Genomic DNA, 14,508 nt, shown 5'->3' with positions numbered 1-14,508 from the left:
TTATGTCTATTGTTGGAGAAGAGAGAAAGCGTAGTATTCTTGAAAAAGTAGAGTTTAAGGGAAAAGTGAAAGTTTCAGAGCTAGCAAGTGAATTTTCAGTATCAACAGAAACCATTCGCAGATATTTAGAAGAGCTTGATCGGGAAAAGAAGTTGAAGAAAGTATACGGGGGAGCGGTTCAACTTCCGGGAGCAGGGATAGAGCCCCCTATGCTAGAAAGAGAAATGCTATATATTGAGGAAAAGAAAAGAATTGGCTATAAAGCAGCAACTTTTGTAGAAGATGGAGATGTCATTGTTATTGATGATGGAAGCACGCCCCTGCAAATGGTCCCGTATCTCGTTCATCGGAAAAACTTAACTGTTGTGACGAGTTCATTTCCTGTTGCAACCCAATTCATTTCTTCTATAAATAAAAAAATGTTTGATGGTGAAGTATTATTTATTGGAGGAAAGGTATCTCCAAAACACTGTCGTGTATCAGGATCTATTTCACAGCAAGTCATTCGTCAGTTTCATTTTCATAAGGCATTTATTTCAATTGATGGATTGTTACCTAGTTTTGGAATCTCGAGTTTTGAATTGGAAAAAGCTAAGTTATCAGAAGCGATGATTCAATTAGCGGAAAAGGCGTTTATTTTATGTGATCATACAAAACTGGGGGTAAAAGGAAATTATCGAATCGCCGGTTTTTCTGATATTGGGCACGTAATTTGCGATAAAAAAATGCCTCATAGTTTTGAAGAATTTATTACAAAAAATAATATTCGCTGGACGATTAGTTAAATATAGGTTTCCAATCCGAAAGTTGTAGGGCCTACTGTTTTATTGTTTTACACATAGATGAGAGAGGTACTTTGAAAAGTTTTGTATCAGTGCAAAAAAAATGGACACATTTTTCGGCTTCCTTCATATAATTTACCAACAGAAAAAAAGTTGACTAGAGGAAAGAAGGGGAAAAGGTGTCGGAACGCTTGTATAATAAACTTATATTGTATACAAATATGTTACAAAAGATCGGCATTATTAATGAGCAAGAGAAGAGTGAGATGCTTCAAATGATGAACAAAAAGGCTCTGTGAAAGAGCTTTTTTTGTTGTGTAACACGTGCCTAATTTTCAGGTAGATGAAGAAATTGTATTGACAAAAAGAGATTCTCATGTGATAATTCAATTAAATTTTTGGAATAATCAAAAAATACTTCTTTTACATAGAAATGGCTAAACCATTACAGTAATATTCTCATGGGGGTGACGAAATGTTATTTTTTTTAAAGAAGTGGAAAGAGTTAAGAGATGTAAGAATGGAATTGGCTCTCCGTGATTGGTTTTATGGTACAAAAATTAGTTTATCTATGCGGACATCACAAGAACCATTAACATTTTTAGTAAATATTGAAGGAAGAGACAAAGGGTTATTTGCAGAAGAGGATTTTATTGTAGTAAATAGTATGTGTGAGCCTGTATTTGCAAATGATGAAAAACCAGCAGTTGAATCGTTTATGCATGCAGATATTTATAAAAAAGGTAATGCGGAGTGTATTTTGCAAGTTCAAACTGTAGATAGTCATTTAATATCAGAGTTATATGGAAAAGAAGGAGCAGTTACATTTGAAAAACGCACTGTAGAACGTGTTTTTGGAAAAGAAGGAATTACAGAGATTACGATTCCGATTGTAGAAAATGAAAAGAAGTTTGCTGATTTATTAGAGAATCATGTTCCTAATTTTATAGAAGGCGGCGGTGCTATACTTGTTCATAATTACGGAATGATTGTATGGGGAAACTCGCCAGAAGAGACGAAAAAATGGCTAGAAGGGTTAGAGTATTTAATGAATTATCACGTGAAATTATTGATGATTAAAGGAACTAAGAGTTCAGTTATATAAAGAGAATAATTCGTCACGTGCAAACTAATAAATGAAAGCGTTTTAAAAAATAATTTCACTCATAAAATATGGGTCTCCTTATTATATATAGATTACATGTCGTCATGTGAGGAGGAACGTATTTTGCGAGTTAAATATCATTTTCTGCCGAAACAACAGGTGACATTTTGTAAGGATAATGATTCGGGGGAACAGGCGTTAAAAATTATGGACGTGAAGGGATATAGAGCAATCCCTGTACTTGCAGAAGATGAGAAGAGATTTAAAGGGATCATTTATAAAGTAGATATTTTAGAACGTAAATGTAATGAGGGTTTAGAAGATGTATGTGTGAAAGATATTATGGAAGATAAATCTGCATTTATTTTTGAAAAGGATTCTTTTTTTCGAGCCTTTTATGTAATTAGGCGTCTTCCATTTTTAGCTGTATTGAATGAGTACAATGAATTTGTTGGCATTTTAACACATTCTAATATATTTGATGTCATTGAAGATTCATTTGGGATGCAAACGGGTGGTTATATAATAACAATCGCAACGCAAGATTGTAAGGGGACAATTAAGGAGTTAGGAACGTTGCTCAGGTCTTATCATATTGGTGGATTATTTACATTGGACAATGGTGATCAATATATTCGTCGTGTTATTGTGAACATTACAGATGACTTAAGTGAAAAAGCATTAGAATCATTAATTGCAAAAATAGAGAAAAAAGGATTTCGCGTGAGTCATGTAGATTATATATAAGGTAGTAGTATGAAAAATAGAGAGCAGCATATAGCTGCTCTCTATTTTTGTTTGGAGACAGGTGGTGGTGAGAGGACAAGGTCGGATAAGAAAATAAAGTCTGCATGTTCACGTACTTTAGGAATGGTGGACTCAATAACACGAGAAGTAATTTCCCCAGGAGGGCCGACATGACCAATTGCTACTACGACAGGTTTTTCTTTAATTTTTTGTAGAAGTAACTGTGCTTGCTTTGTAATATGAGATGATGTATAAACATCATCAAAGAATAATTGATTTTCTACAATAGGAACTCCTAATTCCTTTCCGATTTTTGGTACTACGCTATTGGGATTTGTTTTACTATCTAAATAAAATAGGCCATGTTTTTTACATACTGATAGTATGATTCGCATAATTCTTTCATCAGCTGTTACTTTAGAACCCATATGATTATTCATCCCAATTGCATGTGGTACTTCTTGAATCGCTTGTTCGACCCGACTTTCAATTTCATGATCACTTAAATCAGTTGTAATGGCTTTAGGACCAAGCCATTCTTTTTTTCCTTTAATAGGCTCCATTGGCATATGAATAATAACTTCATGCCCTTTTTGATGTGCAGCTACTGCATCTTGTTTTGTAGATGGAAGAAAGGGCATAACAGCTACAGTAAGTGGAATGGGAAGTGATAACATCCTTTCAGTTCCCTTCATATTATTTCCAAAGTCGTCGATTACAATGGCAACTTTATTTGTATGGGCATACGTTTGAAAAGGAAAAATGACAGTAGATAATAAAATGAAAAAAATAATGATATGTTTACGCATATAAAAAATTCCTTTCTGAATGGGTGATTTGTTATAAATAAAGCTTTATCAAATTTCTAGTTAGTGAAACAAATTAGATATGTAATTTGCATGAACTGCACTAAAATCCTGATTGGTAAGTGCTAATAATCAGTGGGAATGAAGAAAGTTCGTACTGATTAAGGTTTACCTTTATAGAAAATTTATCTTTTTTAATAAAATAAGGTACTGTATTTGTGAAGATGGAAACGCAAATCTATAATTATGATTTGCGTTTTTTACATAAATTAAACGAGAAAAATGTCGAAGTACTGGAAATCAAAAATGTAAAAGTAGAGTTTATTTGTCGTTTGGAAAAAATACCATGAAAAAAATGTCTATTATTGCGAATGTATTTACAAAGATAGAATAATTTGTAATAATTCTCAAAGTGAGGATAAAGATTTGTAAATTACAGGGAGAAAATGTTAGAATTTCTGAGTATTCTAATTCGGTTACAATATACATTTGTAGTCTGAATGTATGGAGTGAAAATGAAGTAGAGAGTATGGAAGAATAATGAGGGGGATATGGATGTTTACAGCAAAACGGGAGTACACAATGGAAAAACTTTCGCGTGATATTCATATGAAGCGTGAAGAAATGATTCATTTAGGTTTAACAAACGGATTAAACAGTACTGAAACAATTCAAGTGAGTCAAGAATTGGACAAGCTTATTGTACAGTATCAACGATATAAAGAACAAAAAACACCAAGATGGTTCGCATTTATGAAGGTACCCTTTTTTCAAATAGAATATGAAGGAAAATCAAGTGCTTTTTGGAAAATGTTTGTGACTGCTTTTATGAAATAAACATAATTACCCTCCGCAGAGAAGGATAATTATGCTGAATCTAATGGAAGCTTTATATGAACTGTGGTTCCTTTATTTTTTGTGCTATCAATCACAATTTGTCCATCATACATTTCTATAATTCGTTTGCATATGACAAGACCAAGACCTGTTCCGGTATCTTTACTGGTAAAGAACGGATGAAAGAGGTGTTTTTGAATATGCTTTGGAATACCCTTTCCTGTGTCAATAATGTGTAATTGTGCGTGCTCTTTATTACTGGTTACCTGAATTGTTAATACATCACCAGATGACATAGCTTCAATTGCATTTTTTGTAATATTTAAAACCACTTGTTTCATATGATCTTTTGAACAACGGATATGAACAGGATGGTCTGGTAACTGCAAGGTGAATATAATATTATGCAAATTTGCTTCGGATCGAATAATTAATGAGACCTCTTTGATAATATCCCTTACATCATACTTTTTTTCGATAATCGCTGTTGGTTTACCAAGAATAAGAAATTCGCTAACAATTTCATTGATACGTTTTATTTCTTGTTCGATAACAGAAAAATAAAATTGGTCTTGTTCTTGTATATGTTTTTCCTTTAAGAGTGCTACAAGACCTTTAATTCCAGTAAGTGGATTACGGATTTCATGAGCTGTACTAGCTGCAAAAGTACCAACTAATTCAATTTTTTGTATTTCATTTTGTTGTCTCTCCAATCTTGTTTGTCGTTTCAGCAAAATATATTGAACGAGTAAAAATAAAATTGTCATTAAAAATAAAGTAACCATACATTCTACCGCAACGGTTTTGTATAAAGTTGTTTTATGAATAGGTAATGGAGAAACAGCAACTTTCCATTTTAATTTTGGTAGTGGAGTAGAAATTTTGTTTGTATGTTGCCCAGTTGGTTCGTTATTATCATCTGTTAAAAAGACTACATCATGCTCATCGGTTACTTCAAAATGATATTGTGGTTTAATAGCATTTAAAGCAGACGATATATAATCAAAGCGTAAACTAGCCAACAATAAACCAGAAATTTGTTTGTGTTTTGTAAAAATGGGTGTGGCAATCATAATAGCTTGGTGTCCAAGAACCCGATCTGTAATGACAGATGATACAGTTGTTTTTTTTGATTTAAAAGCTTCTGCTATATAATACCGATCTGCAACCTGAATTGGTGTTGTTAAACCTTTTGATGCTACAGTAATTAGGCCGTTTTTATTTGTATAATATAATCCAGAAAAACGCTCGTCTTTTTCATCGGTATCGTGTAATATTTGCTGAATTCCGTTTGTATTTTCTGTTTCTGTATTTACGACCATAGCAAGCATCTCTAAGGCGGAAATTGCTTCGCCAATACGGTGATCTAAGTAGTCCTTATATAAAAATAAAACAGTATGAGCAGCTTGTTTGTTTTCCTGTTGCATTTGGTAGGTGTGATAAGAATAGAAAGTTGCACCGATTCCCAGTGTCGGTAATATAACAAGCAGTATATAAAAAGTTATGCTTCGTAATTTTCCATTCAAGATTGCTACTCCTTTTTTTTATTATCATTATATATAAACTGTGTTAAAATTGTCATGTTTTTATTTCATGTGTGAAAGTTAGTACTTAGCATGTGGGAAAGAGTAAAAATGAGAAATGATTGAGCGATCATTCGGAGACAAAGATGAACCATTGATAGCTATTTTGCTTTATGGAAAAACTTTTTATTTGGTAGATTGTCTCGAATTTTTGTGAATTTAAGTGAAGGGTTGAAATCGTATGAAGTTGAATGATGAGAGGGAAGAGATTTCTCAATCTTTGAAATTGTTTATTGCATTATCGCGTGTGCACCACTTTGTTATGGATGCTACAAATAAATCAATACAAAGTAACAGACTAAATCCAACTGAGTTTGCTGTATTAGAATTGATATATCATAAAGGTAGTCAGCCGCTTCAACAAATTGGAGAGCGTATTTTAATTGCAAGTGGAAGTATTACGTATGTTGTTGATAAGTTAGAAAAAAAGGGGCTTGTGAAACGAATTCCATGCCCGAATGATCGCCGTGTTATATATGCACAGTTAACAGGAGAAGGAGAGACCTTCATCGCTTCTATTTTTCCAAAGCATGAAAAAGTTATACAGGATTCCTTTGGAATGTTAACAAAAGATGAGAAAAATGAGCTGTTATCTTTGCTTAAAAAAGTTGGGAAATATGAAAAGTGATAGAAAACCTTTCTTTTTTGATGGGAGAGCGCGACCGGCCATGCGTAGAAGCGGCCAGATCCTTTTTCAGCCCCATGCCAAGTGAAAACAAAAGGAGAAAATGAGTAGTAATTTCCTTTTGTTGTTCATAGCCATGACTTTATGTGTTGGAAGTTAACAAAGGGTTATCTCGCAAAGTCCCGAGTAGTGATGGGAATTTCAATTTATATAAGTACAAATTGAAAAAACGGCAGAAAACCTTTCTTTTTTTGATGAGAGAGAGCGACTGGCCATGCGTAGAAGCGGCCAGATCCTTTACCTGCTCCATGCCAAGTGGAAACAAAGAGAGGAAAAGAGTGCAGGTCATCTTTTGTTATTCATAGTAGCGATTTATATGTCGAAAAATCAAAATGGTTTTATATAACATGTTAAAAAAGCTTTCGATGTAAAATGGTCAAAGGCTTTTTTGATTATCCCGCTATTTACGGGCAGAAAAACCTCTTCCTCAAGATTCAGAGAGAAGCGAGAAAGATAGGTGAGGGTTTGAAGGATAAAGAAAAAACTCACGGATGGAAGTTTCATTTTATATAGGTAGTAATTTCATTCACCGTTCTACAAGAAGTATGGATGGAATGTTACAGTTTCTAATGGATTCTGTTGAAGAATAAAAGGAGATTCAGAAAAGGAAATGGAATTATAGTAAGGGTACATATAATTGAGAGGAGGCATATTCATGTCATTTAAGAACTATGAATATACACGCCCAAATACGGAAGAGTTGCAAGAAAAATTCACTGTAGCTTTAGAACAGTTTGAGAATGTAAAGACGATAGAAGAGCAAAAGCAAGTAATTGGTGTAATTAATGAGATTCGCAATGATTTTGGTACAATGGGAAATATTTGTTATATCCGCCATTCTGTTGATACAACGGATCCCTTTTATAAGGAAGAACAAGATTTTTTTGATGAGTATTCTCCGATTGTACAAGGCTATGTAACGAAATATTATAAAGCATTGATGAATTCTCCGTTTCGTGATGAACTGGAGGCTTATTATGGGAAACAATTATTTGCTTTAGCAGAATGTAATTCAAAAACATATTCAGATGAGGTTGTGAAAGATTTACAATTAGAAAATAAATTATCTTCGCAATATACACAACTTTTAGCGGCTGCAAAAATTGATTTTGAAGGAGAAGAGAGAACATTATCACAACTTGGACCTTTTATGCAACATACGGATAGAGATATGCGTAAAAGAGCAAGTGAAGCTTATTATGGTTTTTTAGAAGAGCATGAAGAAGAGTTAGACAGTATTTATGATGAACTTGTAAAAGTAAGAACGAAGATTGCGAAAACACTTGGTTTTAAAAACTTTGTTGAACTTGGATATGCAAGAATGTATCGCACAGATTATAATGCGGAAATGGTTGCCAATTATCGTAAACAAGTACTAGATTACATCGTTCCAGTTGCGACAGAATTACGAAAAAGGCAGCAAGCACGCATTGGTGTAGAAAAGCTTGCTTACTATGATGAGAATTTTGAATATGCAACAGGTAATCCGACTCCAAAGGGAGATGCAGAGTGGATTATTAATCATGGGAAGACAATGTATAAAGAATTATCAAAAGAAACAGATGAGTTCTTCAACTTTATGTTAGATAATGAATTATTAGATTTAGTTGCGAAAAAAGGAAAAGCTGGTGGCGGTTATTGTACATACATTGAAAATTATAAAGCTCCGTTTATTTTCTCGAACTTTAATGGAACATCAGGTGATATTGATGTGTTAACACACGAGGCAGGTCATGCGTTTCAAGTATATGAGAGTCGGAAGTTTGAAATTCCAGAGTACAATTGGCCAACGTACGAAGCGTGTGAAATTCATTCTATGAGTATGGAATTTTTCACGTGGCCATGGATGAAATTATTCTTTGAGGAAGATACGGATAAATATTATTTCTCTCATTTAAGTTCAGCACTTCTATTTTTACCATACGGTGTATCTGTTGATGAATATCAACATTATGTATATGAAAATCCGGAAGCATCTCCAGAGGATCGCAAAGCGGCATGGCGTAATATTGAGAGAAAGTACTTACCACATCGAGACTATGAAGACAATGATTATTTAGAACGTGGTGGTTTCTGGCAGCGTCAAGGGCATATTTATAGCTCACCTTTCTACTATATTGATTATACATTAGCTCAAATTTGCGCACTGCAATTTTGGAAGCGAGCAAGAGACAATAGACAAGAAGCGTGGGAAGACTATGTGAACCTTTGTCAAAAGGGTGGAAGTCAATCCTTCTTACAATTAGTAGAAATTGCGAATTTGACATCTCCATTTACAGATGGGTGTGTGCAAGGCGTAATCACTGAGATTCAAACGTGGTTACATGCAGTGGATGACACAAAATTGTAAAAATCAACCTTGTTTTTTTCACATTTTGTAATCGACACATTCATAAAACAATGAGATAATATAAGAAAATTCAGATTTATTTAAAGGTGTTTCTAAGTTGGAAACACCTTTTTTTACCAAAAAAGAGGGGGGAGAATTATGCTTCAATCTAATATGAATATTAGTTTGGAAACTTTGCTGCAATCGTTACAATCTACAAGAAACACACTATTATCAGAAATTGAGATGTTAAATGATACGGAAGTGAATGTAAAACCGCGCCGTGATAAATGGAGTATCATTCAAATTATGCATCATCTACACCTAATTGAACAATCTGTCACTTCATCCCTTGTGTATGCTTTACAGAAAAAAGACAAAAAAGTAGTTCCACTCAAAGATCTCCAACTTACTCTTGATCGAACATATAAACGAGAAGCACCTCAACAAATGCAACCAACAGAAACATTAATGAAAAGACAACAAGGAATTCAATTACTCGAACATTCACGCGCAGAATTATTGCATACGCTGCATAGTATTATAGACGAAAAAGAATTGTTCGAAAATTCGTTAAAACATCCTGTGTTTCAGGAGCTTAATCTATATCAATGGATTCAATTCCTTGATTTACATGAACAACGCCATCTTACACAGTTAAAAGAAGCAAAATATGCGATTTTGCAAAGGTAAAGAAAAATTCCCATTTACATGGGAACTATATTGAATAAATAAGAAGAAGCGAGGTAGTAATTATCTCGCTTCTTCTTATTTATCCCTGCTTTTCGAGGGTAGTAATATCCACTCCTTAAGATGCAGAAAAAGAAGATGGGTAGGGGATAAACCACTTATAAAATCCTAATTAATGAGGACTAATTATTAGTGGAGGATGAAGAAACTGGATTGATGCATATTTTTATCTTTTATTTTGGAATAATACATAAAGAGAACATAGAAGGAGTTGAAAGCATGTCACACAAAAAGAAAGAGCAAGAGCGTAGTTGGAAGGCACGAAAAGAAAATCAAAAACCGCATGGGAAAGTAAAGACTTTTGCGGAACTTGTTGATGAAACGGAAAAAACGTGATGATTCCATCACGTTTTTTGTATGAGTGGGAAAGTTAATAGAAAGGTTGTACCAATGTCTTTTTCACTTGAAATATCGATTTTTCCACCCATTGCTTTTACGATGCTGAATACGACCATCATCCCAAGTCCAGTGCCTTTTTCTTTCGTTGAATAGAAGGGAGAACCAAGACGTTTCAGTTGTTCTAGATCCATGCCAATACCAGTATCTTTTATGGCTAACTGTATCTGTGTATGACTCGGTATTAATGTGAGAATAAGATCTCCCCCTTTTGGCATGGCTTCAATACAATTTTTTAAAATGTTTAATAAGCATTGGTTAAATTTTTGTTTTTCTCCAGAAATACAAAAGATGTTGCTTTGCTTTGTGTAAGTTATACGAACATTTGTCAAATTAGCTAGTGGAGTAATGAGAGATACAGCACGAAGTAATTCATCTTCGATTTGTAATACTTGTTCTTTTTCTATACTTGGTTTTGCAAATGTTAGATAATCTGTGAGTACGTGATTTGCTTGTTCAATACCACGTATAGCAATTTCTGTATATAATTTTCGATCTTCTTCAGAGCATTCTTCGGATTGTAGGAGTTGTAAAAAACCTTTCGTTGAAGTTAAAGGATTACGAACTTCATGAGAGATAGAGGCAGCCATTTCTCCGATTAGGTGAAATTTTTCAGCGTTAATTAGTTCTTCTTGTAGGCGTATTTGTAATTGTAGTACGTTTAGTAAATAAAGAATAAGAATGGTACCAATGATGGTACATAATTCATACACAATAATATGAGGGAGGTAATATTCAGTGCTAGGAACTTCAGCAAGGAAAAAAGGAATCCAGCTAAATACGTATACAAAACTATATAAAATAGCAAGTACTACTTTTATATGATTGCTCCCTCTTTGAAAGAGTCTGTATGTGGCAAGGAGAATAATATATAAGCAAATGGAAGCTATAATAGATGGAAAAACTCCTATGCCTCCTAACAAAAAACGGTATATGTTTAATACAGCTAAAATCGATCCACCAGCAATAGGACCTCCTGTTAACGTACCGACAATTAATACAATATGACGCATATCAAATTGAAATCCATTATCCATCCTTGCTGCAAAAGAAATACAAAGAATTGTTGCAGCACTGCAAAATAATATAAATACGGTTGAATTTAACTTAGGTGAATGTTTCCCTTTTTGATTCCAAAATGAGTGATACATTAGCATCATAACGAGGATGGATAATATGTTTAAAAAGAGATAAATAATAAAGAGTTTCAGGTTTATCTCCTCCCTATTCTCATATGTATGGTGTTATATAAGTACAAATTGAAAAACCGACATAAAACCTTTCTTTTTAGGTGAGAGAGCATCCGGCCATGCATAGAAGCAGTCAGCGCCTCTTTCTGCCCCATGCAAAGTGAAAACAAAGAGAGAAAATAAGTAGCGGTCACCTTTTGTTCTTTATAGCAGCGACTTATATGTTGGGAAATCAAAATGGATTTATATAAGTATAATCATACTATTAAAATACAAGAAAATGAATCTTAAACTTACAAAAAAGACAGAAAAATCAGATGTTTTTCTGGATATGTGCAGTATGTTACAATATGTGTTGTTAATGAAAGAAGAAATTCCATGTATAACATGGGAGAGGTTCGCGAACTCCCTCTATAAAAAACTATGGAAACAACAATATCCTTAGGTATTGTTTTGTTTTTTTATTGTGACAGTTCAAGAACGTTCTTTCTTCTTATTCGTAGTAGAGAAGGAGAATGAGTGAGATGAAAAAAGAAAAAGCAGTTGTCGTTTTTAGTGGTGGCCAGGATAGTACAACATGTTTATTTTGGGCAATGCAGCAGTTCGCAGAAGTTGAAGCTGTGACATTTAATTATAATCAACGTCATAAGTTAGAAATCGACTGTGCAGCTGATATTGCGAAAGAGTTAGGAATTAAACATACAGTACTTGACATGAGCCTATTAAATCAACTTGCTCCAAATGCGTTAACGAGAACGGATATGGAGATTACACATGAAGAAGGTGAATTGCCATCAACATTTGTAGATGGACGAAATTTACTATTCTTATCATTTGCAGCTGTGCTAGCAAAACAAGTTGGAGCACGTCATATTGTAACGGGCGTATGTGAAACAGATTTTAGCGGTTACCCTGATTGTCGTGATGTATTTGTGAAATCGTTAAACGTTACTTTAAATTTATCTATGGATTATCCATTTGTTATTCATACACCACTTATGTGGATTGATAAAGCAGAAACATGGAAATTGTCAGACGAACTTGGCGCATTTGAGTTTGTTAGAGAAAAAACATTAACATGTTATAACGGAATAATCGGTGATGGCTGCGGTGAATGTCCAGCTTGTAAACTTCGTAAAGCAGGTTTAGATACGTATTTACAAGAACGCGAAGGAGCGAACGCATAATGGAACAGAATTTTTTTGGATTTCGCATTGTAGAAAATTTACAAAAAGTGGACAAGGACATTCAACGTGAACAACTGAAATATCATAATAAACGAGTGATGGTAAGTAAGGAATTTACATTTGATGCAGCGCATCATTTGCACTGTTATGAGGGGAAATGTAAAAATTTACATGGTCACACATACAAAGTTGTTTTTGGAATTAGTGGATATGTAAATGAGATTGGACTTGCTATTGACTTTGGAGATATAAAAGAAATTTGGAAAAATGAAATAGAAATTTATTTGGATCATCGTTATTTAAATGAAACATTACCAGCGATGAATACGACAGCTGAAAATATGGTCGTTTGGATATATGAGAAGATGGCAGAGGCACTTACAAAAGAAGACCGTGCAAATGAATATAAAGGAGCACGGGTTGAATTTGTTCGTCTATTTGAAACACCAACAAGTTATGCAGAAGTAAGACGGGAGTGGATGATCGGTGAGTAAAATTCCTGTTCTGGAAATTTTTGGGCCGACCATTCAAGGTGAAGGAATGGTTGTTGGACAAAAGACGATGTTCATTCGTACAGCAGGTTGTGACTATAGTTGCGCGTGGTGCGATTCGTCCTTTACATGGGATGGATCAGCGAAAGAACAAATTCGGCAAATGACTCCCGAAGAGATATGGAGTGAGCTTGTAGAAATTGGTGGAGAAAATTTTTCACATGTAACGATTTCAGGTGGGAATCCAGTGTTGTTGAAAAATATAGATGATTTTCTGTCTTTATTACAAGAAAAACAAATTCGCACCGCCATTGAGACGCAAGGAAGTAAATGGCAGGAATGGTTGCTTCATATTGACGAAATAACAATTTCGCCAAAGCCCCCAAGCTCACAGATGAAAACTGATTTTATTATGCTGGATTCTGTTATTGAAAGATTAGCAGGAAAAGATTTTAGCTTAAAAGTCGTTGTATTTGATGATCACGATTTTGAATATGCGATAAAAGTGCATGAGCGTTATCCGCATGTACCGTTTTTCTTACAAGTTGGAAATGATGATACGAAAACAGTGGATGATGCAATTCTTATTAGGAATTTACTACAAAAATATGAATGGCTCATTGAAAAAGCTGTTCATTGCAAAGAAATGAATGACGCAAAAGTATTACCTCAGCTTCACGCGTTAGTGTGGGGAAATAAACGAGGCGTATAAGGAATCGAATTGAAGGGATGTATGAAAAATGGCAGGAAGATTAGATGAAGATTTAAAAGATGTAACGTTACTTGGAAACCAAAATACAAAATATTTATTTGAATATAGCCCAAAAATTTTAGAGACATTTGATAATAATCATCCAAACCGTGATTATTTTGTAAAGTTCAACTGTCCTGAATTTACAAGCTTATGTCCAAAAACAGGACAACCAGATTTTGCAACGATCTATATTAGTTATATTCCAGAGCAAAAAATGGTAGAGAGTAAATCATTAAAATTGTATTTATTTAGTTTCCGTAACCATGGAGATTTTCATGAAGATTGTATGAATGTCATTATGAATGATTTAATCAAATTAATGGATCCACGTTATATTGAAGTGTGGGGGAAATTCACACCACGTGGTGGTATCTCGATTGATCCATATTGTAACTATGGTCGTCCTGGTACAAAATATGAAAAAATGGCAGAATATCGCATGATGAATCACGATTTATATCCTGAAACAATCGATAATCGTTAATGAAAAAGGATCTGTATGATACATGCAGATCCTTTTTTTTCTATTATATTACGCATGTTGATTGATAACTGTATAGTTTTTGTGATTTACAACTGTAAGAGGTTCCATATCTAGTTCTCTAAAATTCTCCATGATTGTTATATCGACAATAACGGAGTTTTTATTTACTTTTTGAACACGGCCTTGCATTCCACCTTTAAATTCGATAATATCTCCAGTTTCTGCGGTTTTCATAAGCAACTCTCCTTGTTACAGTTTTACCAAAAAAAGAACAATGTTGTTCTTTTTTATTTCCCTTTATTTTGAACTATATTCCCCTGTTTGTAAATGTTTCCATGATAAAATTTCAAAAAATAGTCATTTTTCATAAGAAATGTATAAA

16 protein-coding genes and 1 riboswitch are annotated in these 14,508 nt (G+C 33.9%); of the genes, 12 read left to right on the top strand and 4 right to left on the bottom strand.

Annotation, left to right across the window (positions count from 1 at the left end):
* The first annotated feature begins 2 nt into the window (after positions 1 to 2).
* The 3 genes from MHH71_RS08950 (at position 3) to cbpA (ending at position 2,634) form a co-directional block, all read left to right on the top strand.
* Entirely contained in the window at positions 3 to 785 is a 783-nt protein-coding gene (locus tag MHH71_RS08950) for a DeoR/GlpR family DNA-binding transcription regulator (protein ID WP_003196072.1), read from the top strand.
* Between the two features lie 472 nt (positions 786 to 1,257).
* The gene (locus MHH71_RS08945; RefSeq protein ID WP_006094098.1) at positions 1,258 to 1,887 is read left to right on the top strand and encodes a class II aldolase/adducin family protein; all 630 of its coding nucleotides are present in this window, start codon (positions 1,258 to 1,260) and stop codon (positions 1,885 to 1,887) included.
* 123 nt (positions 1,888 to 2,010) lie between these two features.
* A complete protein-coding gene (cbpA, locus tag MHH71_RS08940) occupies positions 2,011 to 2,634 on the top strand; it encodes a cyclic di-AMP binding protein CbpA (protein WP_018764164.1) in 624 nt (207 codons plus the stop codon).
* Positions 2,635 to 2,675: 41 nt separating this feature from the next.
* Here cbpA and MHH71_RS08935 read toward each other — a convergent pair whose 3' ends face one another.
* Positions 2,676 to 3,443 (bottom strand): divergent polysaccharide deacetylase family protein, encoded by a 768-nt coding sequence (locus MHH71_RS08935; RefSeq protein WP_006094099.1) that lies wholly within the window; start codon positions 3,441 to 3,443, stop codon positions 2,676 to 2,678.
* Between the two features lie 552 nt (positions 3,444 to 3,995).
* Here MHH71_RS08935 and MHH71_RS08930 point away from each other — a divergent pair.
* Positions 3,996 to 4,277, top strand: a complete 282-nt coding sequence (locus MHH71_RS08930) for an aspartyl-phosphate phosphatase Spo0E family protein (RefSeq protein ID WP_006094100.1) — start codon at positions 3,996 to 3,998, stop codon at positions 4,275 to 4,277.
* A 29-nt stretch (positions 4,278 to 4,306) separates the two neighbouring features.
* Here MHH71_RS08930 and MHH71_RS08925 read toward each other — a convergent pair whose 3' ends face one another.
* A complete protein-coding gene (locus tag MHH71_RS08925; RefSeq protein WP_018764165.1) occupies positions 4,307 to 5,803 on the bottom strand; it encodes a DUF3149 domain-containing protein in 1,497 nt (498 codons plus the stop codon).
* A 238-nt stretch (positions 5,804 to 6,041) separates the two neighbouring features.
* Here MHH71_RS08925 and MHH71_RS08920 point away from each other — a divergent pair, with 238 nt between their 5' ends.
* The 4 genes from MHH71_RS08920 to MHH71_RS08905 all read left to right on the top strand — a co-directional run bounded on the left by MHH71_RS08920 (position 6,042) and on the right by MHH71_RS08905 (position 9,960).
* On the top strand, positions 6,042 to 6,488 hold the full coding sequence (locus tag MHH71_RS08920) for a MarR family winged helix-turn-helix transcriptional regulator (protein WP_006094102.1): 447 nt from the start codon (positions 6,042 to 6,044) through the stop codon (positions 6,486 to 6,488).
* 712 nt (positions 6,489 to 7,200) lie between these two features.
* Positions 7,201 to 8,895 (top strand): M3 family oligoendopeptidase, encoded by a 1,695-nt coding sequence (locus MHH71_RS08915; protein ID WP_003196081.1) that lies wholly within the window; start codon positions 7,201 to 7,203, stop codon positions 8,893 to 8,895.
* A 138-nt stretch (positions 8,896 to 9,033) separates the two neighbouring features.
* On the top strand, positions 9,034 to 9,567 hold the full coding sequence (locus MHH71_RS08910) for a DinB family protein (protein WP_006094103.1): 534 nt from the start codon (positions 9,034 to 9,036) through the stop codon (positions 9,565 to 9,567).
* Positions 9,568 to 9,843: 276 nt separating this feature from the next.
* Entirely contained in the window at positions 9,844 to 9,960 is a 117-nt protein-coding gene (locus MHH71_RS08905) for a DUF6254 family protein (protein WP_000018497.1), read from the top strand.
* Between the two features lie 8 nt (positions 9,961 to 9,968).
* On the opposite strand, the gene MHH71_RS08900 is transcribed toward MHH71_RS08905, so the two are convergent.
* Positions 9,969 to 11,177, bottom strand: coding sequence for an ATP-binding protein (locus MHH71_RS08900; RefSeq protein ID WP_026008420.1), 1,209 nt, complete (start codon positions 11,175 to 11,177; stop codon positions 9,969 to 9,971).
* Positions 11,178 to 11,597: 420 nt separating this feature from the next.
* A riboswitch (PreQ1 riboswitch) is annotated at positions 11,598 to 11,641 on the top strand.
* Positions 11,642 to 11,734: 93 nt separating this feature from the next.
* Between MHH71_RS08900 and queC the strand changes: the two genes are divergently transcribed.
* Genes queC through queF form a run of 4 tightly spaced genes read left to right on the top strand, consistent with a single transcriptional unit; the run spans position 11,735 to position 14,126 of the window.
* On the top strand, positions 11,735 to 12,397 hold the full coding sequence (gene queC / locus MHH71_RS08895) for a 7-cyano-7-deazaguanine synthase QueC (protein ID WP_018764167.1): 663 nt from the start codon (positions 11,735 to 11,737) through the stop codon (positions 12,395 to 12,397).
* Entirely contained in the window at positions 12,397 to 12,891 is a 495-nt protein-coding gene (queD, locus tag MHH71_RS08890) for a 6-carboxytetrahydropterin synthase QueD (RefSeq protein WP_003196086.1), read from the top strand. Before queC ends, queD begins: the two co-directional genes overlap by 1 nt.
* Positions 12,884 to 13,600: a 7-carboxy-7-deazaguanine synthase QueE gene (queE, locus tag MHH71_RS08885; RefSeq protein WP_018764168.1), complete on the top strand. Its 717-nt coding sequence runs from the start codon at positions 12,884 to 12,886 to the stop codon at positions 13,598 to 13,600. Before queD ends, queE begins: the two co-directional genes overlap by 8 nt.
* Before the next feature lie 28 nt (positions 13,601 to 13,628).
* A complete protein-coding gene (gene queF / locus MHH71_RS08880; RefSeq protein WP_003196088.1) occupies positions 13,629 to 14,126 on the top strand; it encodes a preQ(1) synthase in 498 nt (165 codons plus the stop codon).
* Between the two features lie 48 nt (positions 14,127 to 14,174).
* Here queF and MHH71_RS08875 read toward each other — a convergent pair whose 3' ends face one another.
* Positions 14,175 to 14,360 (bottom strand): YkvS family protein, encoded by a 186-nt coding sequence (locus MHH71_RS08875; protein ID WP_003196089.1) that lies wholly within the window; start codon positions 14,358 to 14,360, stop codon positions 14,175 to 14,177.
* Between the last annotated feature and the right edge of the window lie 148 nt (positions 14,361 to 14,508).

This window comes from Bacillus sp. FSL H8-0534, from assembly GCF_038005885.1.
Taxonomy (GTDB): domain Bacteria; phylum Bacillota; class Bacilli; order Bacillales; family Bacillaceae_G; genus Bacillus_A; species Bacillus_A pseudomycoides.
Note: the sequence above shows the minus strand (reverse complement) of the source record. Positions and strands in the feature narration are given on the sequence as shown.

Bases quoted from the DNA above. Each gene is read 5' to 3' on its own strand.
- queF (WP_003196088.1), top strand. From the start codon at position 13,629: ATGGCAGGAAGATTAGATGAAGATTTAAAAGATGTAACGTTACTTGGA.
- queC (WP_018764167.1), top strand. From the start codon at position 11,735: ATGAAAAAAGAAAAAGCAGTTGTCGTTTTTAGTGGTGGCCAGGATAGT.
- MHH71_RS08900 (WP_026008420.1), bottom strand. From the start codon at position 11,177: ATGCTAATGTATCACTCATTTTGGAATCAAAAAGGGAAACATTCACCT.
- MHH71_RS08945 (WP_006094098.1), top strand. From the start codon at position 1,258: ATGTTATTTTTTTTAAAGAAGTGGAAAGAGTTAAGAGATGTAAGAATG.
- MHH71_RS08950 (WP_003196072.1), top strand. From the start codon at position 3: ATGTCTATTGTTGGAGAAGAGAGAAAGCGTAGTATTCTTGAAAAAGTA.
- MHH71_RS08915 (WP_003196081.1), top strand. From the start codon at position 7,201: ATGTCATTTAAGAACTATGAATATACACGCCCAAATACGGAAGAGTTG.
- MHH71_RS08920 (WP_006094102.1), top strand. From the start codon at position 6,042: ATGAAGTTGAATGATGAGAGGGAAGAGATTTCTCAATCTTTGAAATTG.
- MHH71_RS08905 (WP_000018497.1), top strand. From the start codon at position 9,844: ATGTCACACAAAAAGAAAGAGCAAGAGCGTAGTTGGAAGGCACGAAAA.
- MHH71_RS08930 (WP_006094100.1), top strand. From the start codon at position 3,996: ATGTTTACAGCAAAACGGGAGTACACAATGGAAAAACTTTCGCGTGAT.
- MHH71_RS08875 (WP_003196089.1), bottom strand. From the start codon at position 14,360: ATGAAAACCGCAGAAACTGGAGATATTATCGAATTTAAAGGTGGAATG.
- queD (WP_003196086.1), top strand. From the start codon at position 12,397: ATGGAACAGAATTTTTTTGGATTTCGCATTGTAGAAAATTTACAAAAA.
- MHH71_RS08910 (WP_006094103.1), top strand. From the start codon at position 9,034: ATGCTTCAATCTAATATGAATATTAGTTTGGAAACTTTGCTGCAATCG.
- MHH71_RS08935 (WP_006094099.1), bottom strand. From the start codon at position 3,443: ATGCGTAAACATATCATTATTTTTTTCATTTTATTATCTACTGTCATT.